Genomic DNA, 24,123 nt, shown 5'->3' with positions numbered 1-24,123 from the left:
AGCCAGGGAAATCGATTGAGCAGCCGGGCACCGCGGCTGTGCGGACCGGGCTGGGCCCAGGTGGGCCCGATCCGGTCCGCCGGTCCGTCAGATGCCGAGTTCGTCGTCGAGCAGGCTGAACAACTCGTCGGCGGTGGCCGCCTGGAGTTCGCCGTCCTCGATCGCCTCGCCGCCGCTCGCGGTCCAGGTCGCGAGTAGCCGCTGCAGGCGCTGGGTGATCTGTCCGCGTGCGTCCTCGTCCGGGGCGAGCGCGGCGAGTGTGCGCTCGATCCGGTCCAGCTCGCCGAGCACCGGCTCACCGGCCGAGGCGGGCTCCTGCGGCGCGAGCTCGACGTCCAGGAAGCCGGCCAGCGCCTGCGGGGTCGGATAGTCGAACACCAGCGTCGCGGGCAGCCGGACACCGGAGGCAGCGTTCAGCCGGTTGCGCAGCTCGACAGCGGTCAGCGAGTCGAAGCCGAGCTCCTTGAACGCGCGGCCCGGCTCGATCGCCTGTCCGGAGGCATGGCCGAGCACGATCGCCACCTGTCCGCAGACCAGGTCGAGCAGCAGGCTCTCCCGCTCGGCCGGTCCGCGACCGGCCAGCCGCTGGGCGAGCGCGCCCGCCGCGTCTGCCGACACCGCGCCGGCCTGGGCGGTGCGCCGGACGGTGGTGCGGACCAGGCCGCGCAGCAGGGTGGCGACCGCCTCGCCCTGGCCGCGCAGGGCGGCCAGGTCCAGGAGCATCGGCACCGGGTTCGCCGCGTCCAGCGCGAGCGCGGCGTCGTACAGTGCCAGGCCCTCGGCGGCGGTCAGGGCGACCATGCCGCCGCGGCTCATCCGGCTCACGTCCGCCTCGGCCAGCGCGGTGGTCATGCCGCTGCCCTGCGCCCACGGACCCCAGACAAGCGAGACCGCCGGCAGGCCGGCCGCCCGGCGCTCGCGGGCCAGCGCGTCCAGGAAGGCATTACCGGCCGCGTAGTTGCCCTGTCCCGCGCCGCCGAAGGTACCGGAGACGGAGGAGAACAGGACGAAAGCGCCGAGGTCGAGGTCGCGGGTGAGTTCGTGCAGGTTGAGTGCGGCGTCGACCTTGGCGCGCAGCACGTGGTCGAGCCGGTCGGGGGTGAGGGAGGCGATGGTGCCGTCGTCGAGCACGCCGGCGGCGTGCACTACGGCGGTGAGCGGGTGCTCGGCGGGCACGGCCGCGAGCAGCCCGGCCAGGGCCTCGCGGTCGGCCGTGTCGCAGGCCGCGATCGCCACCTCGGCACCCAGGTCGGCCAGTTCGGCACACAGCTCGGCCGCACCGGGTGCGTCCGGTCCGCGACGGCTGGTCAGCAGCAGGTGCCGCACGCCGCGCTCAGCCACCAGATGGCGGGCCAGCTGTGCGCCCAGGCCGCCGGTGCCGCCGGTGAGCAGCACGGTGCCGTGCGGGTCGAGCGCTGCCGGGACGGTCAGCACGACCTTGCCGGTGTGGCGGGCCTGGCTGACGTACCGGAACGCCTCCGGAGCCCGCCGCACGTCCCAACTCGCCACCGGCAGCGGCCTGAGCGCGCCGCACTCGAAGAGCGCGAGCAGCTCGGCCAGCATCTCCTGGATCCGGTCCGGGCCGGCCTCCATCAGGTCGAAGGCCCGGTAGGCGACGTCCGTGTGCTCGGCCGCGACCTGCTCGGCGGAGCGGATGTCGGTCTTGCCCATCTCCAGGAAGTGGCCGCCGCTGGGCAGCAGTCGCAAGCCCGCGTCCACGAACTCCCGGGCCAGCGAGTCGAGTACCACGTCCACACCCTGACCACCGGTCGCCTTCAGGAACTTCTGCTCGAAGTCCAGGGTGCGCGAGGAGGCCAGGTGGTCCTCGTCCAAGCCCAGTTCGCGCAGCACGTCCCACTTGCCCTCGCTCGCGGTGCCGAACACCTCGACACCGAGGTGCCGGGCCAGCTGGAGGGTGGCCATGCCGACCCCGCCGGCCGCCGAGTGGACCAGCAGCCGCTGTCCCTGGCTCATCGGGGCGAGCTCGGTGAGCGCGTAGTAGGCGGTCAGGAAGACGATCGGGGTGGCGGCCGCCTGAGCGAACGACCAGCCTGCGGGGATCCTGGCCAGCATCCGGTGGTCGGTCACCGCGACCGGGGCGAACGAGCCGAACAGCAGACCCATCACGCGGTCGCCGACGGCCAGCCCGGTCACCCCGGGGCCGACCTCGGTGACCACGCCGGCGCCCTCGCCGCCGAGCAGGCCGGCCTGGCCGGGGTACATACCGAGTGCGTTGAGCACGTCGCGGAAGTTCAGGCCGCCGGCCCGGACCGCGACCCGCACCTGTCCCTCCGTCAGCGGTGTGTCCACTTCGGGGCAGGCAGCCAGGGCCAGGTTCTCCAGGGTGCCGCGGGTGTCGATGTCCAGGCGCCAGCGGTCGGCACCCTCGGGCACGGCCAGCAGCTCGGCCGGGGCGCGCCGGGCCAGCCGCTGGGCCCGGATCACACCCTGACGGATCGCCAGGTGCTGCTCGTCCAACGCCAGCGCGCCGGGCAGGGCGGCCTCGGACTCCGCGGTGCCGTCGAGGTCGACCAGCAGGATCCGTCCCGGGTTCTCCGACTGCGCGGAGCGGGCCAGACCCCAGACCGGGGCGTGCTCCAGGTCCACGGCGCCGTCGTGCGCGTCGGTCGACACCGCGCCGCGGGTGACCAGGACCAGCCGTGCGGCATCGAGGCGCTCGTCGGCGAGCCAGGTCTGGAGCACGGCCAGGGTCTGGTGAGCAGCGGCGCGCGCCGCCGTCGCGAGCTCCGCCGCACCGGTGGCGGGCACCGGCCGCGGGTCCAGAGCCAGCACGATCGCGTCCGGCGCAGGGGCGCCGGCCTCGACCGCCGCGGCGAGCGCGGCGAGGTCCGCGTAGTGCTCACCCAGGTCTGCGGGCAGCAGGGCAGAGCGGCCGAGCACGGCGAGGCGCGGCGTGCGGGCGGGCGCGGGGGTCTCGACAGGGGTCCAGTCGAGGCGGAACAGCGAGTCGCGGTGCGGGTCGCGCTCGGTGTGCAGGTGGGCGGCCGTGACCGGGCGCAGCACCAGCGAGTCGACCGAGGCCACCGGCGCACCGGTGCCGTCCGCGACGGCCAGCGCGATCGCGTCGGGGCCGGTCCGGGACAGCCGGACCCGCAGCGTGGGGGCACCGGACGCGTGCAGCGTCACCCCGCCCCAGGAGAACGGCAACCGGGCCAGGCCGACATCCTCCAGGGCCACGAACAGCACCGCCTGAAGCGCGGCGTCGAGCAGCGCCGGGTGCAGCCCGTAGCGGGCGGCGTCGGTGGCGTGCTCCTGCGGCAGCGCGACCTCGGCGAACACGTCGTCACCGAGCGTCCAGACCTGGCGCAGGCCCTGGAAGGCCGGGCCGTAGGCGAATCCCGAGGCGGCGTAGTTCGCGTAGAAGTCGGCGATGTCGACCTCCGCGGCGCCGGCCGGCGGCCAGATGGCGAAGTCGAACTCCGCGGGCTTGACGGCCGGGGCCAGCACGCCGCTCGCGTGCCGGGTCCACGGCTCGTCGGCGGCGCCGTCGGCCGGACGGGAGTAGAGGTCGAGCGAGCGGAGCCCGCTCGACTCGTCGGACCTGCCGATCCACAACTGGAGCTCCACCGCGCCCTGTTCGGGCAGCACCAGCGGAGCCGCGAGGGTGAACTCGTCCACCCGGCCGCAGCCGACCGCGTCGGCCGCCCGGACGGCCAGCTCCAGGAAGGCCGTGCCCGGGAAGAGGACCAGGCCGGAGACAGCGTGGTCGGCGAGCCAGGGCTGGCTGTCCACGGAGAGGCGGCTGGTGAAGAGGAAGCCGTCGGTGCCGGCCAGCTCGATGCCGGCGCCCAGCAGCGGGTGGTCGGGCGAGGTCAGGCCGGCCGCGCGAACGTCACCGGAGCCGGGGAGCGCCGCCTTGGGCCAGTAGCGGGTGCGCTGGAACGGGTAGGTGGGCAGGTCGATCCGGTGGGCGCCGGGGAAGGCGCGGGTCCAGTCGACGGTGACGCCGCTGACGTGGAGTTCGGCCAGCGCGGTGATGAGGGTGCGGGTTTCCGGGCGGTCCTTGCGCAGGACGGCGGTGGCCACCCGGGGGGCTTCCGGAAGCAGCGCGGTCAGCACACCATCCGGGCCGACCTCGACGCACCGGGTGACACCGAACTCCTGGAGTGCCTGCACACCGTCGTGGAAGCGCACGGCCTCGCGGACGTGCCGCACCCAGTAGTCGGGGTCGTCGAGCTCCCCGGCGGTCGCGAGGCGTCCGGTGAGGTTGGAGACCAGCGCGACAGTCGGCGCCGCGAGTTCCAACCCGCGCACCACCTCGGCGAACTCCGCCAGCATCCCGTCCATGGCAGGAGAGTGAAACGCATGCGAAACCTGCAAACGCCTAGTCTTTCGGCCCAGCTGCTCCCAGACCACGGCCGCCGCCAGCACCGCATCCTCATCGGCGCCGGACAACACTGCGGAACGCGGACCGTTCACCGCTGCTATGGCCACGCCGTCACCAAGACCGTGCTCCAGAATCTCGGCTTCGGTCGCCTCCACGGCCACCATCGCACCGCCGGTCGGAAGTTGCTGCATCAGGCGACCGCGGGCAACGACCAGCCGGCACGCGTCGTCCAGCGAGAAGACGCCTGCCACATGCGCGGCGGCGATTTCGCCCACTGAGTGGCCGATCAGCACATCCGGCGTGACACCGAAGGACTCCAGCAGGCGGAACAGCGCCACCTCCAGTGCGAACAAAGCGGGTTGGGTGTACGCGGTCTCATGGATCACCTGACCATCGCCGAACACCACCTCCCGCAAGGGCAATTCGAGCTCGGCGTCCACCCATGCGCACACCGCGTCGAATGCCGTCGCGAACACCGGGAACGCCTCGTACAACTCCCGTCCCATGCCAGGACGCTGTGCACCCTGGCCGGTGAAGAGGAACGCCGTTCGGCCGGCCCCCGCAACACCGCGTACCAGCCCGGGCGCCTCCCCTTCGCGTGCCAGCGCGGCGAGCGCGCCGGCGTCCAGCGCGACCGCCCGGTACTCGAACACTGCACGGCTTGCCGCCAGTGAGAACCCGGCGTCCGCCAACGAGACTCCTGTGCCCAGGAGTTCGCCCAGCCGCTCGGCCTGGGCGCGCACCGCCTCCGTGCTGCGCCCCGACACCACCAGCGGGGTGACCGCACCGGCCACCGTCGCCGGAGCTTCCAGGGCTTCCGGTGCGTGCTCGATGATCACGTGCGCGTTGGTCCCGCTGATCCCGAACGAGGACACACCCGCCCGGCGCGGCCCGCCGGTCTGCGGCCAGACCACCGCCTCGGTCAGCAGCCGCACTTCGCCCGCCGACCAGTCGACCTGCGGCGTCGGCTCGTCCACGTGCAGGGTCTGCGGCAGCAGACCGTGCCGCATCGCCAGAATCATCTTGATCACACCCGCCACCCCGGCCGCGGCCTGGGTGTGACCGATGTTGGACTTCAATGCGCCCAGCCACAAGGGCCGTTCGGCGTTTCGCTGCCCGTAGGTGGCCAGCAGCGCCTGCGCCTCGATCGGGTCACCGAGCCGGGTGCCCGTGCCGTGCGCCTCCACCGCGTCTACCTGGTCCACCGTCAAACCGGCGTTGGCCAGCGCGGCGCGGATCACCCGCTGCTGCGACGGCCCGTTCGGCGCCGTCAGGCCGTTGCTCGCACCGTCCTGGTTCACGGCGCTGCCACGCACCACCGCCAGCACCGGGTGACCATTGCGCTCCGCGTCCGACAACCGCTCCAGCAGCAGCATGCCGGCACCTTCCGACCAGCCGGTCCCATCCGCCGCCGCCGCAAAGGCCTTGCAGCGCCCGTCGGCGGCCAAGCCGCGCTGGCGGCTGAAGTCGATGAACGAGCCGGGGCTGGACATGATCGTGACGCCACCGGCGAGGGCCATGGTGCACTCCCCCTGCCGCAGCGACTGCACGGCCAGGTGCAGCGCCACCAGTGAGGAGGAACAAGCCGTGTCCACCGTCATCGCCGGGCCTTCGAACCCGAAGGTGTAGGCGATCCGCCCGGAGACCACACTTGCCGCGTTCCCGGTCCCGAGGTAGGAGTCCGGGCCGCCGGGCGCGCTGACCAGCAGGCCGATGTAGTCGTTGCCGTTGCTGCCGGCGAAGACACCGGTTCGGCTGCCGCGCAGCGTGTCCGGGTCGATGCCGGCCCGCTCGAACGCCTCCCAGGAGGCCTCCAGCAGCAGCCGCTGCTGCGGGTCGATGGTGACCGCCTCACGCGGCGAGATCCCGAAGAAGTCGGCGTCGAACTCGCTGACGTCGTAGAGGAAGCCACCGCCCGAGGTGTAGCTGGTGCCGGTGTTCTCCGGGTCCGGGTTGTACAACGAGGCGAGGTCCCAGCCGCGGTCGGTCGGGAAGTCGCCGATCGCGTCGGCTCCGTCAGTGAGCAGCCGCCACAGGTCCTCGGGGCTGCGCACCCCGCCGGGCAGTCGGCAGCTCATGGCGACGATGGCGATCGGTTCGTCGTCCGCCGCGGTGGCCGGTTCGACCGCGGCCGACTGCGCCGCGCCGCCGGTCAGCTCGCCGGCCAGGAAGCGGGCCAGCGCTGTCGGGTTGGGGTGGTCGAAGGCCAGCGTGACCGGCAGGTTGCGGCCGACCGCACGGCTCAGGGCGTTGCGCAGTTCGACCGCCGTGAGGGAGTCGAAACCGAGAGCCTTGAAGGCCTTGTCCGGCTCGACGGCGTCGGGGCCGGCATGCCCCAGTACTTCGGCGGCGTGGGTGCGGACCAGGGCCAACAGCTCCTGCTCACGCGCCGCCTCGGTCAGGCCCGCCAGCCGGGCCGCGAGCGCGCCGCGGCCGTCGGCCTCGGCTCCGGCCTCGGTAGCCGCCGCCTCCACCGCCCGCCGGACCTCCGGGAGTTCATTCAGCAGCGGGCGCGGCCGGGCTGCCGTGAAGCCGGGCGCGTAGCGGTCCCAGTCGACGTCCGCGACCACCAGCTCGGTCTCGCCGTGGTCCAGCGCCTGCTGCAGCGCCTCGATCGCGAGCTCGGGCGCCATCGGCGGCATGCCGCGCCGGCGCAACTGCTCGCCAAGTGCCTCGTCGACCAGGCCGCCGCCACTCCACACGCCCCAGGCCACCGAGGTGGCCGGCAGGCCCTCGGCGCGCCGCTGCCAAGCCAGCGCGTCAAGGTAGGCGTTGGCTGCCGCGTAGCTGCCCTGGCCGGCGCCGCCGACCGTGCCCGCGTACGAGGAGAAGAGCACGAACGCGGACAGGTCGAGCCCGCGGGTCAGCTCGTGCAGGTTGTGCGCGGCATCGGCTTTCGGCCGCAGCACGCCCTCGGCGCGGTCGGCGGTGAGGGTGTCGATCACGCCGTCGTCCAGCACGCCGGCGGCATGCACGACGGCGGTCAGCGGCTGGTCGGCGGGCACGGCGGCCAGCAGCGCGGCCAGTGCCTCGCGGTCGGCGGCGTCGCAGGCCGCGACCGTGACCTGAGCCCCCAGCGCCGTCAGCTCGGCCCGCAGCTGATCGGCGCCGGGCGCGTCCGGGCCGCGACGACTGGTCAGCAGCAGGTGCTGGGCGCCGCTTCGGGCCAGCCAGCGGGCGAGGCGGCCGCCGAGCGCGCCGGTGCCACCCGTGATCAGGACGGTGCCTGTCGGGCGCCACGGTGCCTGCGGGTGTGCGCCACCGAGCGGCGAGCGGACCAGCCGGCGGGCGAACAGGCCGTTCGAGCGGACGGCGAGTTGGTCCTCTGCGTCGGTGCGCCCGAGCGCGCCGACCAGGCGGTCGAGGGCGCGGGCGTCCGGTGCGTCGGGGAGGTCGAGCAGGCCGCCCCAGCGCTGCGGGTACTCCAGGCCGATGATCCGGCCGAGGCCCCAGGTCAGCGCCTGCGCGGGGCTGGTGACACGGTCGAAGCGCCCCACCGCCACTGCGCCACCGGTCAGCAGCCAGAGCGGGGCCCCGACGGAGCGATCACCCAGCGCCTGCACCAGCGCGACCGTGTGGCCGAAGCCGTGCCGGGCCTGCGGGTCGAGGGCGAGCAGCGACAGCACGCCGGCGAGCGGCTCCTCGTCCGGCAGCGCGGCGGTGAGCCGGGTCACGAGCGCGGTGCGGTCGGGTTCGGCCGCGTCGACCTCCACGGTCAGCGGCTGAGCGCCGTGCCGGGCGAGGGTGTCAGCGAGCCGGCCGGCGAGCCGGCGGGCGGACTCGGCCGGCGGGACGACCAGCAGCCAGCGACCGACGGGCGTCGGCGACGCGGCATCGTCCAGCGGCCTCCAGCTGATCCGGTAGCGCCAGCGGTCGACGGTCGACCGGTCCTGCTCGTCGCGGTGGTAGGCGGAGAGCGCCGGCAGCAGTGCGTTGAGCTGCGCCGCGTCGTCCACCTTCAGCGCCCGGGCCAGCTCCTGGAGGTCACCGCGCTCGACGGCCTCCCAGAAGCGGGCGTCTGCGGTCGCCTCGCCGACCGGGGCCGCCGGCGGCTCGCCGCCGATCGCGAACGGCAGCTGCGGCCAGTAGCGCTGCCGCTGGAAGGCGTAGGTGGGCAGGTCGACGCGGCGGGTGCCGGCCGGGAACTGCCAGGCCACGGGGACACCGTGCACGTGGAGTTCGGCGGCGGAGGCCAGGAAGCGGGCCGGGCCCCCCTCGTCGCGGCGCAGGGTGCCGGTGACGACGGCCTCGGGCGCGGTCTCCTGGAGCGCCATGGTGAGCACGGGGTGCGGGCTGACCTCGACGAAGGTGTCCAGGCCGTCCGCCACCAACGTGTCGACGGTTGCTTCGAGTTGAACGGTGTGGCGCAGGTTGCGGTACCAGTAGGCCGCGTCCAGCTGCTCGGTGTCGAGCCGGCCGGCGGTGACGGTGGAGTAGAACGGCACGGTAGCGGCACGCGGTGTGATCGGCCGCAGCACGTCCAGGAGTTCGGCCTCCAGCGCCTCGACATGGGCCGAGTGCGAGGCGTAGTCCACCGGGATCCGCCGGGCCCGCACACCGTCCGCCTCGCAGCGGGCCAGCAGCGCGTCCAACTCCGCGATGTCGCCCGAAACCACCACGGTGGCAGGTCCGTTGACAGCGGCAACCGACAGACCGTCAGTGAGCAACGCGCGAACCTCGGCCAGCGGCAACGCGACCGAGACCATCCCGCCACGCCCCGCGATCGCGTGGATCGCCTTGCTGCGCAGCGCCACCACCCGGGCAGCGTCCTCCAAAGTGAGCGCGCCGGCCACGCAGGCCGCCGCGATCTCACCCTGACTGTGCCCCACCACCGCAGCCGGCTCGACACCGTACGAGCGCCACAGCTCCGCCAGCGACACCATCACCGCGAACAGCACCGGCTGCACGACCTCCACGCGCTCCAGCACGCCACCGTCACCGCGCAGCACCTCGAACAGGTCCCAGTCGACGAACGGCGCCAACGCCACCGCACACTCACCCATCCGCGCCGCGAACACCGGCTCGGAGTCCAACAACTCCACTGCCATACCCATCCACTGCGCACCCTGCCCCGGGAACACGAACACCACCCGGTCCCGCTCACCAGCAGCCACACCCCGCACCACCCCGGGCAGCCGCTCGCCACGGGCCAGCGCCTCCAGGCCGGCCAGCAGGGTGTCCCGCTCCGCACCGACCAGCACCGCACGGTGCTCGAAGGCCGACCGCGTGGTCGCCAGCGAGAACCCCACGTCCGTCAACGCCGCGTCACTGTCCAGGAGTTCGCGCAGCCGCTCGGCCTGGGCGCGCAGCGCGTCGGCGTTGCGGGCGGAGAGCAGCCAGGGCGCCACCGACATCGCCTGCCCGGTCTCGACCGGCTCTTCGGCCGGAGCCTGCTCCAGGATCGTGTGGACATTGGTCCCGCTCATGCCGAACGAGGAGACACCCGCCCGCCGCGGCCGCCCGGTCTCCGGCCACGGCACGGCCTCGGTCAGCAGCTCGACGGAACCCGCTGACCAGTCGATGAGCGGCGACGGCGCGTCGATGTGCAGCGTCTTCGGCAGCACGCCGTGCCGCATCGCCTGCACCATCTTGATCACCCCGGCGACCCCCGCCGCGGCCTGCCCGTGCCCGATGTTGGACTTGATCGAGCCGAGCCTCAGCGGGACCTCCCGGCCCTGCCCGTAGGTGGCGAGCAGTGCCTGCGCCTCGATCGGGTCACCGAGCGAGGTGCCCGTGCCGTGCGCCTCCACGGCGTCCACCTGGTCAGCCGTCAGACCGGCGTTGGCCAGCGCCGCGCGGATCACCCGCTGCTGCGACGGCCCGTTCGGCGCGGTCAGCCCGTTGCTCGCACCGTCCTGGTTCACCGCGCTGCCGCGCACCACCGCCAGCACCGGGTGGCCGTGGCGGCGCGCGTCCGACAGCCGCTCCAGCAGCAGCATGCCGACGCCCTCGGCCCAGCTCGCGCCGTCGGCGGCGGCCGCGAACGGCTTGCTGCGCCCGTCGGCGGCGAGCGCGCGCTGGCGGCTGAACTCGATCAGCGACATCGGGGTGGCCATCACGGTCACGCCGCCGGCCAGCGCGAGCGAGCACTCACCGGCCCGCAGCGCCTGCACCGCGAGGTGGAGTGCCACCAGCGACGAGGAGCAGGCCGTGTCGACCGTCACCGCCGGGCCCTCCAGGCCCAGCGTGTAGGAGATCCGGCCGGACAGCACGCTCGGCGAGTTGCCGGTGCCGACATAGCCCTCGAAGTTGTCCGTGGATCCGGCCAGCACCCCGGAGTAGTCCTGGTACGTGACGCCGGCGAAGACACCTGTGCCGGTGCCGCGCAGCGCGACCGGGTCGACCCCGGCCCGCTCGATCGCCTCCCACGAGGTCTCCAGTAGCAGGCGCTGCTGCGGGTCCATGGCCAGCGCCTCACGCGGCGAGATGCCGAAGAACGCCGGGTCGAACGCGCTGGCGTCGTGCAGGAACCCCCCCTCGCGGGCGTAGCACTTGCCCTGCCGGTCCGGGTCGGGGTCGTACAGCCCGTCGACGTCCCAGCCGCGATCGGTCGGGAAGCCCGAGACCGCGTCCACGCCGTCCGCGACCAGCTGCCAGAGCGCCTCCGGAGTGGTCACGCCGCCCGGGTAGCGGCAGGCCATCGAGACGATGACGATCGGGTCGTCCGCGACCGGGCCGGCCGTCGCGACCGGCGCCTGGGCGGCCGCCGACCGGGCTACGCCGAGCAGTTCGTCCCGCACCTGGCGGGCCAGCGCGGCCGGGGTCGGATAGTCGAACACCAGGGTGGCCGGCAGCCGCAGGCCGGTGGCCTTGTCCAACCGGTTGCGCAGCTCCACCGCGGTCAGCGAGGTGACGCCCAGCTCCTTGAAGGGCTGCCCGGGCCGGACCTCCGCCATCGACTCGTACCCGAGCGCTGCGGCGACCTGGGTGCGCACCAGTTCCAGGACGACCCGGTCACGCTCCGGCTCGACCAGGCCGGCCAGCTGCGCGCGCAGGTTCGCCGACCTGCCGGTGGGCGCCTCGGCCGTCGCGGGCTTGGCCGCCCGGCCGCGGCCGGTGCCGCGCTCGCGGCCCTTTCGGCGCTGCTGCCGGGCACCGCTGCGACGGGACTCCCCCGCCGCCGCGGCCGGTCGCAACACCAACGCGGCGATGCTGATCACGGGCTCGCCATCCGGGTCGGCGGCGAGCAGCGCCAGCCGCTCGGGGCCGGTCCGGGTCAGCCGCACGCGCAGCGTGGCCGCCCCGGCCGCGTACAGCTCGACGCCCTGGCACACGAAGACCAGCCGGTCGCGGCCGAGGCCGTCGAAGACGCCGGCACCGAGCGCATGCAGCGCGGCGTCGAGCAGGGCGGGGTGCAGACCGAAGCGCTCGGCCTCGGCCGTGCCGCTGCCCGGCAGGGCAACCTCGGCGAAGACCTCCTCCCCGCGCTGCCACAGGGCCCGTAGGCCGCGGAACCGCTCGCCGTACTCGAAGCCGCCGGCAGCCAGCCGCTCGTAGAGGTCGTCGACGGCGACCGGCGTCGCGCCGACCGGCGGCCAGGCCGCGAGGTCGGCTTCCGGCAGCTCCTCGTCACCCGGCTCGGCCAGCAGGCCGGTCGCGTGGCGCAGCCAGGGCGCGTCGAGTTCGACGTCCTCCGAGCGGGAGTGCACGGCGAAGGTCCGCTGACCGCTCTCGTCGGCAGGGGTGACGGTCAGTCGGAGCTGTACCGCGCCGTCCTCGGGTAGCGGCAGCGGCGCCTCCAGGGTCAACTCCTCGACGAGTGCGCAGCCGACCTCGTCGCCTGCCAGCACCGCGAGCTCGATCAGCGCGGTTGTGGGCAGCACGGTCCGGCCGTGCACGCGGTGCTCGGCGAGCCAGGGCTGGACGTCTTGCGACAGCCGTCCGGTGAGCAGGCAGCCGCCGTCCTCGGCGAGCGTGACGACCGCGCCCAGCAGCGGGTGCCGGACCGGGTCGATGCCGAGCGCGGCCGGGTCGCCGCCGGTGCCGGCCGCGGGCTCGAGCCAGTAGTGCCGGTGTTGGAAGGCGTAGGTGGGCAGGTCGATCCGGCGTACTGGGCGTCCGTCGAACAGTCGGGCCCACGGCACGGTGGCGCCGTGCACGTGCAGTTCGGCGAGCGCGGTGAGCAGCGCGGTCGGCTCCGGACGGTCCTTGCGCAGAGCCGGGACGAGCAGCGGCGGCTCAGCGTCCGCCGGCTGCGTGAGGCCTGCCAGGCAGTCGTCAGCGAGCGCGGTGAGCACGCCGTCGGGACCGAGTTCGAGGTAGTGGGTGACGCCCTCGGCGTGCAGGGTCCGCACGCCGTCGTGGAAGCGCACGGCCTCGCGGACGTGGCGCACCCAGTACGCCGGGTCGCACAGCTCCTCGGCGGTCGCGAGGCGGCCGCTGAGGTTGGAGACCAGCGGGAGCGTCGGGGCCGCGAGGGTGAGCGCCTCGACGACCGAACGGAACTCGGCCAGCATCGGGTCCATCAGCGGGGAGTGGAACGCGTGACTGACCGTCAGGCGACGGACCTTGCCACCAGCGGCCTCGAACTCCCCCTCCAGCTCCACAACAGCGGCCTCGGCACCCGAGATCACGGTCGAGCGCGGGCCGTTGACGGCGGCGATGCTCACATCGGTGCGGCCAACCAGCCGGGCCAGCACCTCGTCCTCGGTGGCCTGCACGGCCACCATCGCACCACCGGCGGGCAGTTGCTGCATCAGCCGACCGCGCGCCACCACCAGCCGACAGGCATCGTCCAGCGAGAACACCCCGGCCACATGCGCCACCGCGATCTCACCGACCGAATGCCCGATCAGCGCATCCGGCGTCACACCCCACGATTCGAGCAGCCGGAACAGCGCCACCTCAAGGGCGAACAGCGCGGGTTGAGTCCAGGCGGTCTCGTGGATCGCCCCATCTCCGCCGAACACCACCTCCCGCAACGGCCGTTCGAGCTCGGCGTCCAACCGCGCGCACACCGCGTCGAACGCCGCCGCGAACACCGGAAACGCCTCATACAACTCCCGCCCCATCCCGGGACGCTGAGCACCCTGACCGGTGAACAGGAAGGCCGTTCGGCCGTTCGGGCCGGTGGACCCGGCGACCACGCCCGGTACCTGGGTGTCCAGGGCCACACCATCCAGTGCGCGCAGCAGTTCCTCGCGTCCGGAGCCGAACACCACCGCCCGGTGCTCGAAGACCGAGCGGCCGGTGGCCAGTGCGAAGGCGACCTCGATCGGATCGTCCTCCGGGCGCGCCGTCAGGTGGTCGCGGAGCCGGACCGCCTGAGCCCGCAGGGCGTCGGCAGAACGGCCCGAGAGCGGCCAGACCATCGGCTCGCCCGAGGTCGCACTCGCCGGCGCGGCAGCAGCCTCGACCGCCGGTGCCTGCTCGATGATCACGTGAGCGTTGGTGCCGCTCACCCCGAAGGCCGAGACACCGGCCCGCCGGGGCTCGACGGTCTCCGGCCAGGCCATTGCTTCAGTCAGCAGGGACACCGCGCCGCCCGACCAGTCGACCTCGGGCGAGGGCTCGTCCACGTGCAGTGTCTGCGGCAGCAGGCCGTGTCCGATCGCCAGCACCGTCTTGATCACGCCCGCGACACCGGCGGCCGCCTGGGTGTGGCCGATGTTCGACTTCAGCGAACCGAGCCACAGCGGCGCCTCGCGGTCCTGGCCGTAGGTGGCCAGCACGGCCTGGGCCTCGATCGGGTCGCCGAGCCGGGTGCCGGTACCGTGCGCCTCCACCGCGTCGACCTGGTCGGCCGTCAAACCGGCGTTGGCCAGCGCGGCGCGGATCACCCGCTGCTGGGCCGGGCCGTTCGGCGCGGTCAGGCCGTTGCTCGCACCGTCCTGGTTCACCGCGCTGCCGCGCACCAGCGCGAGCACGGGGTGCCCGTGGCGCTGCGCGTCCGACAGCCGTTCCACCAGCAGCATGCCGACGCCCTCGGACCAGCCGGTCCCGTCGGCCGCCGCCGCGAACGGCTTGCAGCGGCCGTCGCCGGCCAGCCCGCCCTGCCGGCTGAACTCCAGGAACGCCGCCGGGCTCACCATGACGGTGACGCCGCCGGCCAGTGCGAGGTCGCACTCGCCCTGGCGCAGCGACTGCACGGCCAGGTGCAGCGCGACCAGCGAGGAGGAGCAGGCCGTGTCGACAGTCATCGCCGGGCCTTCGAGCCCGAAGGTGTAGGCCAGCCGCCCGGAGACGACCGAGGTCGCGCTACCGGTCAGCAGGTGCCCCGCCAGCTCCGGCGGCACATCGTGCAGGCCGGCGCCGTAACCGGACGTCGAGGCACCGACGAAGACGCCCGTCCGGGAGCCCTTGAGCGCGGCGGGGTCGATACCCGCGCGCTCGATCGCCTCCCATGTGGTCTCCAGCAGCAGGCGCTGCTGGGGGTCCATGGCGAGTGCCTCACGCGGCGAGATGCCGAAGAAGCCGGCGTCGAACTCGCCTGCGGCGGTGAGGAATCCGCCCTCGATGGTGGCGAGCGCGTCATCCGAGCCGTCCTCGGCTCCGGTGGCGTGGAGCGCGGCCAGGTCCCAGCCGCGATCGGTCGGGAACTCCGTGATGGCGTCCCCCGCGCCCGTGACCAGGCGCCAGAGGTCCTCCGGGGAGTGCACGCCGCCGGGCAGCCGGCAGCTCATCGCGACGATCGCGATCGGGTCGGCGGCGCCTGCGGTGTGGTGCGTGGTGGCAGCGGTGTCCGGCTGCGGGGGCTGAGTGCCCATGAGTTCGTCCTTCAGGTGCGCCGCCAGGTCAGCGGCGCTCGGGTAGTCGAAGACCAGGCTGGATGGCAGGCGCAGTCCGGTCTCCTGCTGGAGGCGGTTGCGCAGTTCGACGGCTGTGAGCGAGTCGAAGCCGAGGTCCTTGAACGGGCGGGTCGGCTCGATGGCCGCGGCGCCGCTGTGGCCGAGGGCAGCGGCGGTGTGGGTGCGGACGAGGTCGAGCACCAGGCGCTCGCGGTCCGCGGCCGACAGCGCGGCGAGGCGGTCGGCGAGGCCGGAGGTCGCCGCCGGTGCGGTGGTGTCGTCGGCGCGCAGCGCGGCGGCGGCCTCAGGCAGGTCGGCGAAGAGCGGGCTAGGGCGGGTCGCGGTGAACGCAGGCGCGAAGCGGGCCCAGTCCACGTCGGCGACGGTGATCGGCTCGTCGGCGGTGGCGACCGTGCTGCGCAGCGCCGCGATCGCGAGCTGCGGGGGCAGCGGCCGCAGGCCCCGCCGAGCGAGCTGGGCGGCGGCGTCGTCGGAGGCGGCCATGCCGATCTCGGCCCACGGGCCCCAGGCGATGGCCGTGCCCGCCAGGCCACGGGCGCGCCGGGACTCGACGAGCGCGTCCAGGAAGGCGTTGGCCGCACTGTAGACGGCCTGCCCGCCACTGCCCCAGATACCGGCGATGGAGGAGAAGACGACGAACGCGTCCAACTCCCGGTCGGCCAGCAGCTCGTCCAGGTGCACGGCGCCGAGGACCTTGCCGGCGACCACGGCCACGGCCTGGGCGAGATCCGTCTCGGTCAGCGCGGCGGCGTGGCTGACACCGGCGGCGTGGACCAATGCCGACACCGGGTGGCGCTCCAGCAGTGCGGCGACCGCCGCGCGATCGGCCAGATCGCAGGCCTCGACGACGATCTCGACACCAAGTGCGGACAGTTCCGTGCGCAGTTCCTCGGCACCTGGCGCGGCCGCGCCCCGACGACTGGTCAGCACGAGCCGCTCGGCGCCCGAACCCGCCAGCCAGCGGGCGACCTCGGCACCCAGCGCACCGGTGCCACCGGTGACCAGCACCGTGCCACGCGGGCGCCACTCGGCGGCAGGGGCAGCCTGCGCACGGACGAGCCGGCGACCGAAGACGCCGGCGGAGCGCAGGGCCACCTGGTCCTCGACACCCGAGGCCAGCACCGCCAACAGACGCCCGACGGCACGATCGTCCAAAACCTCCGGAAGGTCGATCAGACCACCCCACGATTCGGGCGACTCCAGCGCCGCTGTCCGCCCCAGGCCCCAGAGCAGCGCCTGCGCGGGCGACAGGCCCCGGTCCGACCGGCCGGTCGATACCGCACCACGCGTCACGCACCACAACGGAACACCGAGACCCGCACCGGCCAGCGCAAGTGTGGACGCGAAACCGATGGTCAGTTCCTGGTGTTCAGGGTGCGGACGCTCGTCCAGCGCCAGCAGCGACAGCAGGCCGGTCGTCGTGCCGTCCACCGCCGCGCCCACGTCCTCGATGCCGGACACCACCGTGGCGCCAAGCTGCTCCAGGGCGGTCACGAGAGTCGAAGCCTCACCGGACAGCATCTCTGGCACGACGACGACCCAGCGGCCTGGCAGCCCAGCGGCTGCCTGCGGCTCCAGCGGGCGCCAGGACACTCGATAGCGCCAACCATCCAGCAGCGAACGGGTGTTGCTTCGCTCGCGGTACGCGGAGAGGGCGGGCAGCAGCGCGTCCAGCAGCGCCTGGTCGGTGAGCCCGAGGGTCTCGGCGAGCGCGGCCTGGTCGGCGCGCGCCACCGCGGCCCACAGTGCGGCGTCCGCCGGGTCGGTGCCAGTGGCCGGGACGGCAGCGGCCTCAGGCCAGTAGCGCTCGTGCTGGAAGGGGTAGGTCGGCAGGTCCACCCGGCGGGCGGCGGGCAGCAGACGCGCCCAGGCGACGCTCGCACCATCGACGTGGAGCTCGGCCACGGCGGCCAGCAGCGTGCGGATCTCGGGGCGGTCCTTGCGCAGGACGGTGGTGACCACGCGCGGGGCGGTGGTCAGGCTGTCCTGGGCGAGCGCGGTCAGCACGCCGTCCGGGCCCAGCTCGACGAACCGGGTGACCCCGGCGGCCTCCAGGGCCTGGACGCCGTCATGGAAGCGCACGGACTCGCGGACGTGGCGCACCCAGTACTCCGGGTCGCACACCTCCTCAGCGGATATCTGGCGGCCCGTCAGATTCGACATCAGTGTGAGCGCCGGGGCCGCGAGGGTGAGCGTCTCGACGACCTCGCGGAACTCGGCGAGCATGGGGACCATCAGCGGGGAGTGGAAGGCGTGGCTGACCGTCAGGCGACGGGCTTTGCGCCCCTCGGCCTCGAAGTGCCGCGCCAACTCCAGCACGGCGGCCTCGGCGCCGGAAATCACGATCGAGCACGGGCCGTTGACGGCGGCGATGCTCACGTCGGTGCGATCGCCGAGCTTCGCCAGCGCCTCGTCCTCGGTGGCCTGGACGGCCACCATCGCACCGCCGGCGGGCAGTTGCTGCATCAGTCGGCCACGGGCGGCGACCAGTCGGCAGGCGTCGTCCAGCGCGAACACCCCGGCCACATGGGCGGCGGCGATCTCACCGACCGAGTGGCCGATCACCACATCCGGCCTGATGCCCCAGGATTCCAGCAGCCGGTACAGCGCGACTTCGAGTGCGAACAGGGCGGGTTGGGTCCAGGCGGTCTCGTGGATCGCTTCATCCTCGCCGAACACCACGTCCTGCAGCGACCGTTCGAGCTCGGCGTCCAGCCGCGCGCACACCGCGTCGAAGGCGTCGGCGAACACCGGGAACGCCTCGTACAACTCCCTTCCCATACCCGGACGTTGTGCCCCCTGCCCGGTGAACAGGAAGGCCGTTCGGCCGGCCGACGCGACACCACGTGTCACGTCGACGGCAGCAGCCTCCTCCTGCGCGAGGGCGTCGAGTGCGCGGAGGAACTCGTCGCGCTCGGCTCCGCTGACCACAGCCCGGTGTTCCAGTGCCGCGCGTGCGGTGGCGAGGGTGTGGGCGACGTCGGCCGGCACCAGCTCCGGGTGGGCGGCCAGGTGGGCCCGCAGGCGCTCGGTCTGCGCGCGCAGAGCCGGGGCGGTCTTCGCCGACAGCACCCACGGCAGCACACCGGCAGGCTTGGTCTGGCGCTGCTCCACCCCCGCGACCGGCGGGGCCGCTTCGAGGATCACGTGCGCGTTGGTGCCGCTCAGACCGAACGACGACACACCCGCACGACGCGGCTCGCCCGTCTCCGGCCACTCCACAGCGCTGGTGAGCAGCGACACCGCACCCGCCGACCAGTCCACATGCGGGCTCGGCTCCTCGATGTGCAGGCTCTGCGGCAGCACCCCGTACCGCATCGCCAGCACCATCTTCAGCAGACCCGCGACACCCGCAGCCGCCTGGGTGTGACCCAGGTTGGACTTCACCGAGCCGAGCAGGACCGGCCGCTCCGGTGACCGACCCTGCCCATAGGTGGCCAGAACCGCCTGCGCCTCGATCGGATCACCCAACGCGGTCCCGGTCCCGTGCGCCTCCACGGCGTCCACCTGGTCGGCCGTCAACCCGGCACTCGCCAACGCGGCGCGGATCACCCGCTGCTGCGACGGCCCGTTCGGCGCCGTCAACCCGTTGCTCGCACCGTCCTGGTTGACCGCACTTCCCCGCACCACCGCCAACACCTGGTGCCCGTGCCGCTGCGCGTCCGACAGCCGCTCCACCAGCAGCATGCCGACGCCCTCCGACCACCCCGTCCCATCCGCACCCGCCGCGAACGCCTTGCACCGACCGTCGGCTGCCAAGCCGCCCTGCCGTGCGAACTCCGCGAACGCTCCTGGCGTCGACATCACCGTCACACCACCGGCCAGCGCCAGATCACACTCGCCCGCCCGCAGCGACTGCACGGCCAGATGCAGCGCAACGAGCGACGACGAACACGCCGTGTCCACCGTCACCGCCGGCCCCTCGAACCCGAACGCATACGCCACCCGGCCCGACACCACACTCGCCGCGTTCCCGGTCCCCACATGCCCCGCCACCTCGGCACCGTCACCGGCGCCCAACAGCAGCATCGGGTAGTCCTGACCGTTCGTCCCCGCGAACACCCCGGTCCGCGAACCACGCAACGAGACCGGATCGATCCCGGCCCGCTCCAACACCTCCCAGGCGACTTCGAGCAGCAGCCGCTGCTGCGGGTCCATCGCCAACGCCTCACGCGGCGAAATCCCGAAGAACCCCGCGTCGAACCCCGTGACTCCCTCGACGAACCCACCCACCCGGGAAAAGCCACCCTCAAGCCCCGCCAGATCCCATCCACGATCCACCGGGAACCCCGCCACCACGTCCCCGCCGCCGGACAGCAACCGCCACAACGCCTCGGGCGAATCCACGCCACCGGGGAACCGACAACCCATCCCCACGATCACCACCGGATCAGCCTCGACAGCGGACACCGGGTCCGCTTCGACCGGGGTGGCCTCGTCCAGCAGCTCAGCACCGACGTGAGCGGCCAGTTCTTCCGCCGTCGGGTAGTCGAAGACCAGCGTGGACGGCAGCCGCAGCCCGGTCGCCAGGTCCAGGCGGTTGCGCAGCTCCACCGCGGTCAGCGAGTCGAAGCCCAACTCACGGAAGATCCGGCCGGGCTCGATCGCGTCGCCCGACGAGTGGCCGAGCACCGCGGCAGCCTCCGCCCGCACGAGGTCCAACAGCCGTCCAGCGCGCTCCGCCGCCGGGAGACCCAGCAGCAGGGCCCGGAGGTCGCCTTCCGGCGCCGGTGTGGTGGTCGGGGCGCCCGTGGCAGCCGGGCTCGCGACGAGTTCACCGATCAGCGGCGAGGGCCGAGCGGCGGTCAGGGCCGGCGCGAACCGCTCCCACTCGATGTCCGCCACCATCACCGACGCCGCACCACCGGCTACCACCCGCCCCAGCGCCTGAACCGCCAACTCCGGTGCCAGCGGGGCCACCCCGCCACGCCGCAACCGCTCCACCACCACACCGTCAGCCGCCATACCGGCCCCAGCCCACGGACCCCACGCCACCGAGGTGGCCACCGTGCCCAGACCCTGCCGGTACTCCGCCAGCGCATCCAGATACGCGTTCGCCGCCGCATACGCACCCTGACCGGCCGCGCCAAGGGCGCCGGCTTGGGATGCGAAGAGCACGAAAGCGTCCAGGTCGAGGTCAGCCGTCAGCTCATGCAGGTGCCAGGCACCCAACGCCTTCGGCGCCAGGACAGCCGTCACCTGATCAGAAGTCAAGCCGTCCAACACGCCGTCAGCCAGCACACCAGCCGCATGCACCACCGCCGACACCGGGTGACGCCCCAACAGCCCGGCAACCGCAGCACGATCCGCCGTGTCGCAGGCCTCGACCACTACCTCGACCCCGAGTGCGACCAGCTCGGCACACAGCTCTTCGGCACCGGCAGCGGTCGGCCCGCGACGACTCGTCAGCACCACCCGCTCGGCGCCGTTCACCGCCAACCAGCGCGCCACCTCGGCACCCAGCGCACCCGTCCCACCCGTCACCAGCACCGTGCCACGCGGCCGCCACAGGGCGGCCGGGGCAGCGTGGGCCCGGCTGAGCCGACGCCCGAACACCCCCGAACCACGCACCGCCACCTGATCCTCAACCCCACCAGCCAACACACCCACCAAACGCCCCACCACCCGGTCATCCACCACCTCCGGCAGATCCACCAGACCACCCCAGGAGCCCGGCGACTCCAACGCCACCACCCGACCCAGACCCCACACCAACGCCTGCCCAGGCGCCACCAACCGATCCGACCGCCCCACCGACACCGCACCACGCGTCACACACCGCACCGGCGCAGTCACGCCCGCATCGCCGAGCGCCTGCACCAGGGCCACCGTCCGGCCGAGGCTTGTCGCGTCAGCCTCGGCTGCGCCCTCGCAGGCGAGCAGCGAGAGCACGCCCGACAGGCTGCCGAGGCCGCGCAGCCGCCCGGCCAGCGCCACCCGATCGCCGCCGGCAGGCCCGACCTCGATTCGCACGACCTCCGCGCCGCGCTCAGCGAGGCCGGCGTGCAGGCGGTCGGCGAGCTCCGCGACACCCTGCGGCACCACGAGCACCCAGGTACCGGCCAGCCGCGCGGTGGCGGACTCGGCCAGGGGGCGCCAGACCGCGCGGTACTGCCAGCCGTCGACCGCCGACCGGTCACGCCGACGCCCGCGGTAGCTCGCCAGCGCGGGCAGCAGCTCGCCGAGGGCCGCGTCCTCGGCGAGTTCGAGCGTCCCGGCCAGCGCGGCGAGGTCCTGCCGCTCGACCAGCGACCAGAAGTCATCATCGGCCGGGTCCGCACCGCGGCCGCCCGGCAGCGGCTCGTCCAGCAGCCAGTAGCGCCGGTGCTGGAAGGCGTAGGTCGGCAGCTCGACCTGCCGGCCACCGCTGACGAGGTGCGTCCAGTCCACCGTGGCGCCGGCCGTGTGCAGCCCGGCGAGGGCCGTGGCGAGGGCGCGGGTCTCCGGCCGGTCCTTGCGCAGCACGGCCACCGCCACGCGCGGGGCGGTGGTCAGGATGTCCTGCGCGAGCGCGGTGAGGACGCCGTCTGGGCCCAGCTCGACGAGCCGAGTGACCTCGGACTCCTGGAGGGTCTGCACGCCGTCGTGGAAGCGCACCGCCTCTCGCACATGGCGCACCCAGTACTCGGGATCGCACAACTCCTCGGCGGTCGCGAGCCGGCCGGTGAGGTTGGATACCACCGGAAGCACCGGCGCCGTGAACGACAGGCTCTCGACCACCGCACGGAAGGCATCGAGCATCGGGTCCATCAGCGGAGAGTGGAACGCGTGGCTGACCGTCAGGCGACGGGTCTTGCGCCCCTCGCCCTCCCACTGCTTCGCAAGTTCCAGCACGGCGGGTTCCGCACCCGAAACCACCACCGCGCGCGGGCCGTTGACGGCGGCGATGCTCACCTCGGCGCGGTCGGCGAGCCGGGCCAGCACCTCCGTCTCAGTCGCCTGGACGGCCACCATCGCACCACCGGCGGGCAGTTGCTGCATCAACCGGCCGCGCGCAGCCACCAGGGCGCATGCGTCCGCCAGTGAGAACACCCCGGCCACATACGCCGCCGCGATCTCCCCCACCGAGTGGCCGAGCAGCACATCCGGCACGACCCCGAACGACTCCAGCAGCCGGAACAGCGCCACCTCCAGCGCGAACAACGCCGGCTGGGTGTACCCGGTCTCGTGGATCAGCGCGGCATCACCGAACACCACGTCCTTCAGAGGCCGTTCGAGCTCCTGGTCCAGCCGCGCGCACACCGCGTCGAACGCCGCCGCGAACTCCGGGAACGCCTCGTACAACTCCCGGCCCATACCCGGACGTTGTGCACCCTGCCCGGTGAACAGGAACGCCGTCCGACCGGCCGACGCCACCCCGCGCACCAACCCCGGATCCTCCTCGCCGCGCGTCAACGCCGCCAGGCAGTCCAGCAGTTCTCCGCGAGACTCCCCGATCACCACCGCCCGGTGCTCGAAGACCGCACGCCCCGCCGCCAGCGAGAACGCGACATCCGCCGGCTCGAGGTCCGGTCGTGCCACCAGGTGGTCCCGCAGCCGCTCGGCCTGGCCGTGCAGCGCGTCGGCGTTCCGCGCCGAGATCGGCCACAGGACGCCACCCGAGCCGCCTACCGCCGGCGGCTCCTCTGCCGACGGCGCCTGCTCGATGATCACATGCGCGTTGGTGCCACTGACGCCGAACGCCGAGACACCCACGCGGCGCGGCTCACCGGTCTCCGGCCAGTCGACCGCCTCGGTCAGAAGCTCCACGGAACCCGCCGACCAGTCCACCTCGGGCGTCGGCTCGTCCACGTGCAGCGTGCGCGGCAGCACCCCGTGCCGGATCGCCTGCACCGTCTTGATCACGCCGGCGACACCGGCGGCCGCCTGGGTGTGGCCGAGGTTGGACTTCAGCGAGCCGAGCCGCAACGGCCGCTCGGCGGACCGGTTCTGCCCGTACGTGGCCAGCAGGGCCTGGGCCTCGATCGGGTCGCCCAGCTTCGTGCCGGTCCCGTGCGCCTCCACGGCGTCCACTTGGTCGGCCGTCAGCTGCGCGTTCGCCAGCGCGGCGCGGATCACCCGCTGCTGACTTGGGCCGTTCGGAGCGGTGAGACCGTTGCTGGCACCGTCCTGGTTGACCGCACTGCCACGCAGCACCGCCAGCACGGGGTGGCCGTTGCGCTGCGCGTCCGACAACTTCTCGACCAGCAGCATGCCGACACCCTCGGACCACCCGGTCCCGTCGGCGGCGGCCGCGAACGGCTTGCACCGCCCGTCCACGGCCAACCCGCCCTGCCGGCTGAACTCCAGGAACGCCGCCGGGCTGGCGATCACGGTCACGCCACCCGCCAGCGCCATCGTGCACTCCCCCTGGCGCAGCGCTTGAGCGGCCAGGTGCAAGGCGACCAGCGAGGAGGAGCAGGCCGTGTCCACCGTCACCGCCGGGCCCTCCAGCCCGAAGGTGTAGGCCAGCCGCCCGGACAACACCGAGGTCGCGCTGCCGGTGAGGAGGTGACCGGCCAACTCCTCGGGCACCTCGCGCAGGTCGGCGCCGTAGCCGGAGGTCGAGGCACCGACGAAGACGCCGGCCCGCGACCCCTTCAGCGCGGCCGGGTCGATGCCGGCCTGCTCGAACGCCTCCCAGGCGGCTTCCAGGAGCAGCCGCTGCTGCGGGTCCATGGCAAGCGCTTCGCGCGGCGAGATGCCGAAGAATCCGGCGTCGAACTCCCCTGCCTCATAGAGGAATCCACCTTCTCGGGTGGTACAGCCGCCCGCGCCGTCGAGCCCGGCCGGATCCCAGCCGCGATCGGCCGGGAACTCGCCGATCGCGTCGACCTCGCCCGCCACCAGCCGCCACAGGTCACCCGGGGTGCGCACGCCACCCGGGAACCGGCAGCTCATGGCGACGATCGCGATCGGCTCCGGAACCCCTGACTCGAGTTCGCGCAGGCGCTGGCGTGCCTGGTGCAGATCAGCCGTGACCCGCTTGAGATAGTCGCGGAGCTTCTCTTCATTCACCATGGAAACCTTGCCTGTTGTGACGAGTCA

The 24,123-nt window shown here is 73.4% G+C and carries 1 protein-coding gene; it reads right to left on the bottom strand.

Annotated elements, in window-relative coordinates; genetic code table 11:
* Positions 1–87: 87 nt before the first annotated feature.
* Positions 88–24,096 (bottom strand): type I polyketide synthase, encoded by a 24,009-nt coding sequence (locus P3T35_RS23120; RefSeq protein ID WP_101378596.1) that lies wholly within the window; start codon positions 24,094–24,096, stop codon positions 88–90.
* Positions 24,097–24,123 lie beyond the last annotated feature (27 nt).

Origin of the sequence: Kitasatospora sp. GP30 (assembly GCF_029892145.1) — a bacterium.
GTDB classification, from domain to species: domain Bacteria; phylum Actinomycetota; class Actinomycetes; order Streptomycetales; family Streptomycetaceae; genus Kitasatospora; species Kitasatospora acidiphila.
This window is presented reverse-complemented; position numbering and strand designations above follow the sequence as displayed.

Excerpts from the sequence above, each read along its gene's own strand:
- P3T35_RS23120 (WP_101378596.1), bottom strand. The coding sequence starts at position 24,096 with ATGGTGAATGAAGAGAAGCTCCGCGACTATCTCAAGCGGGTCACGGCT.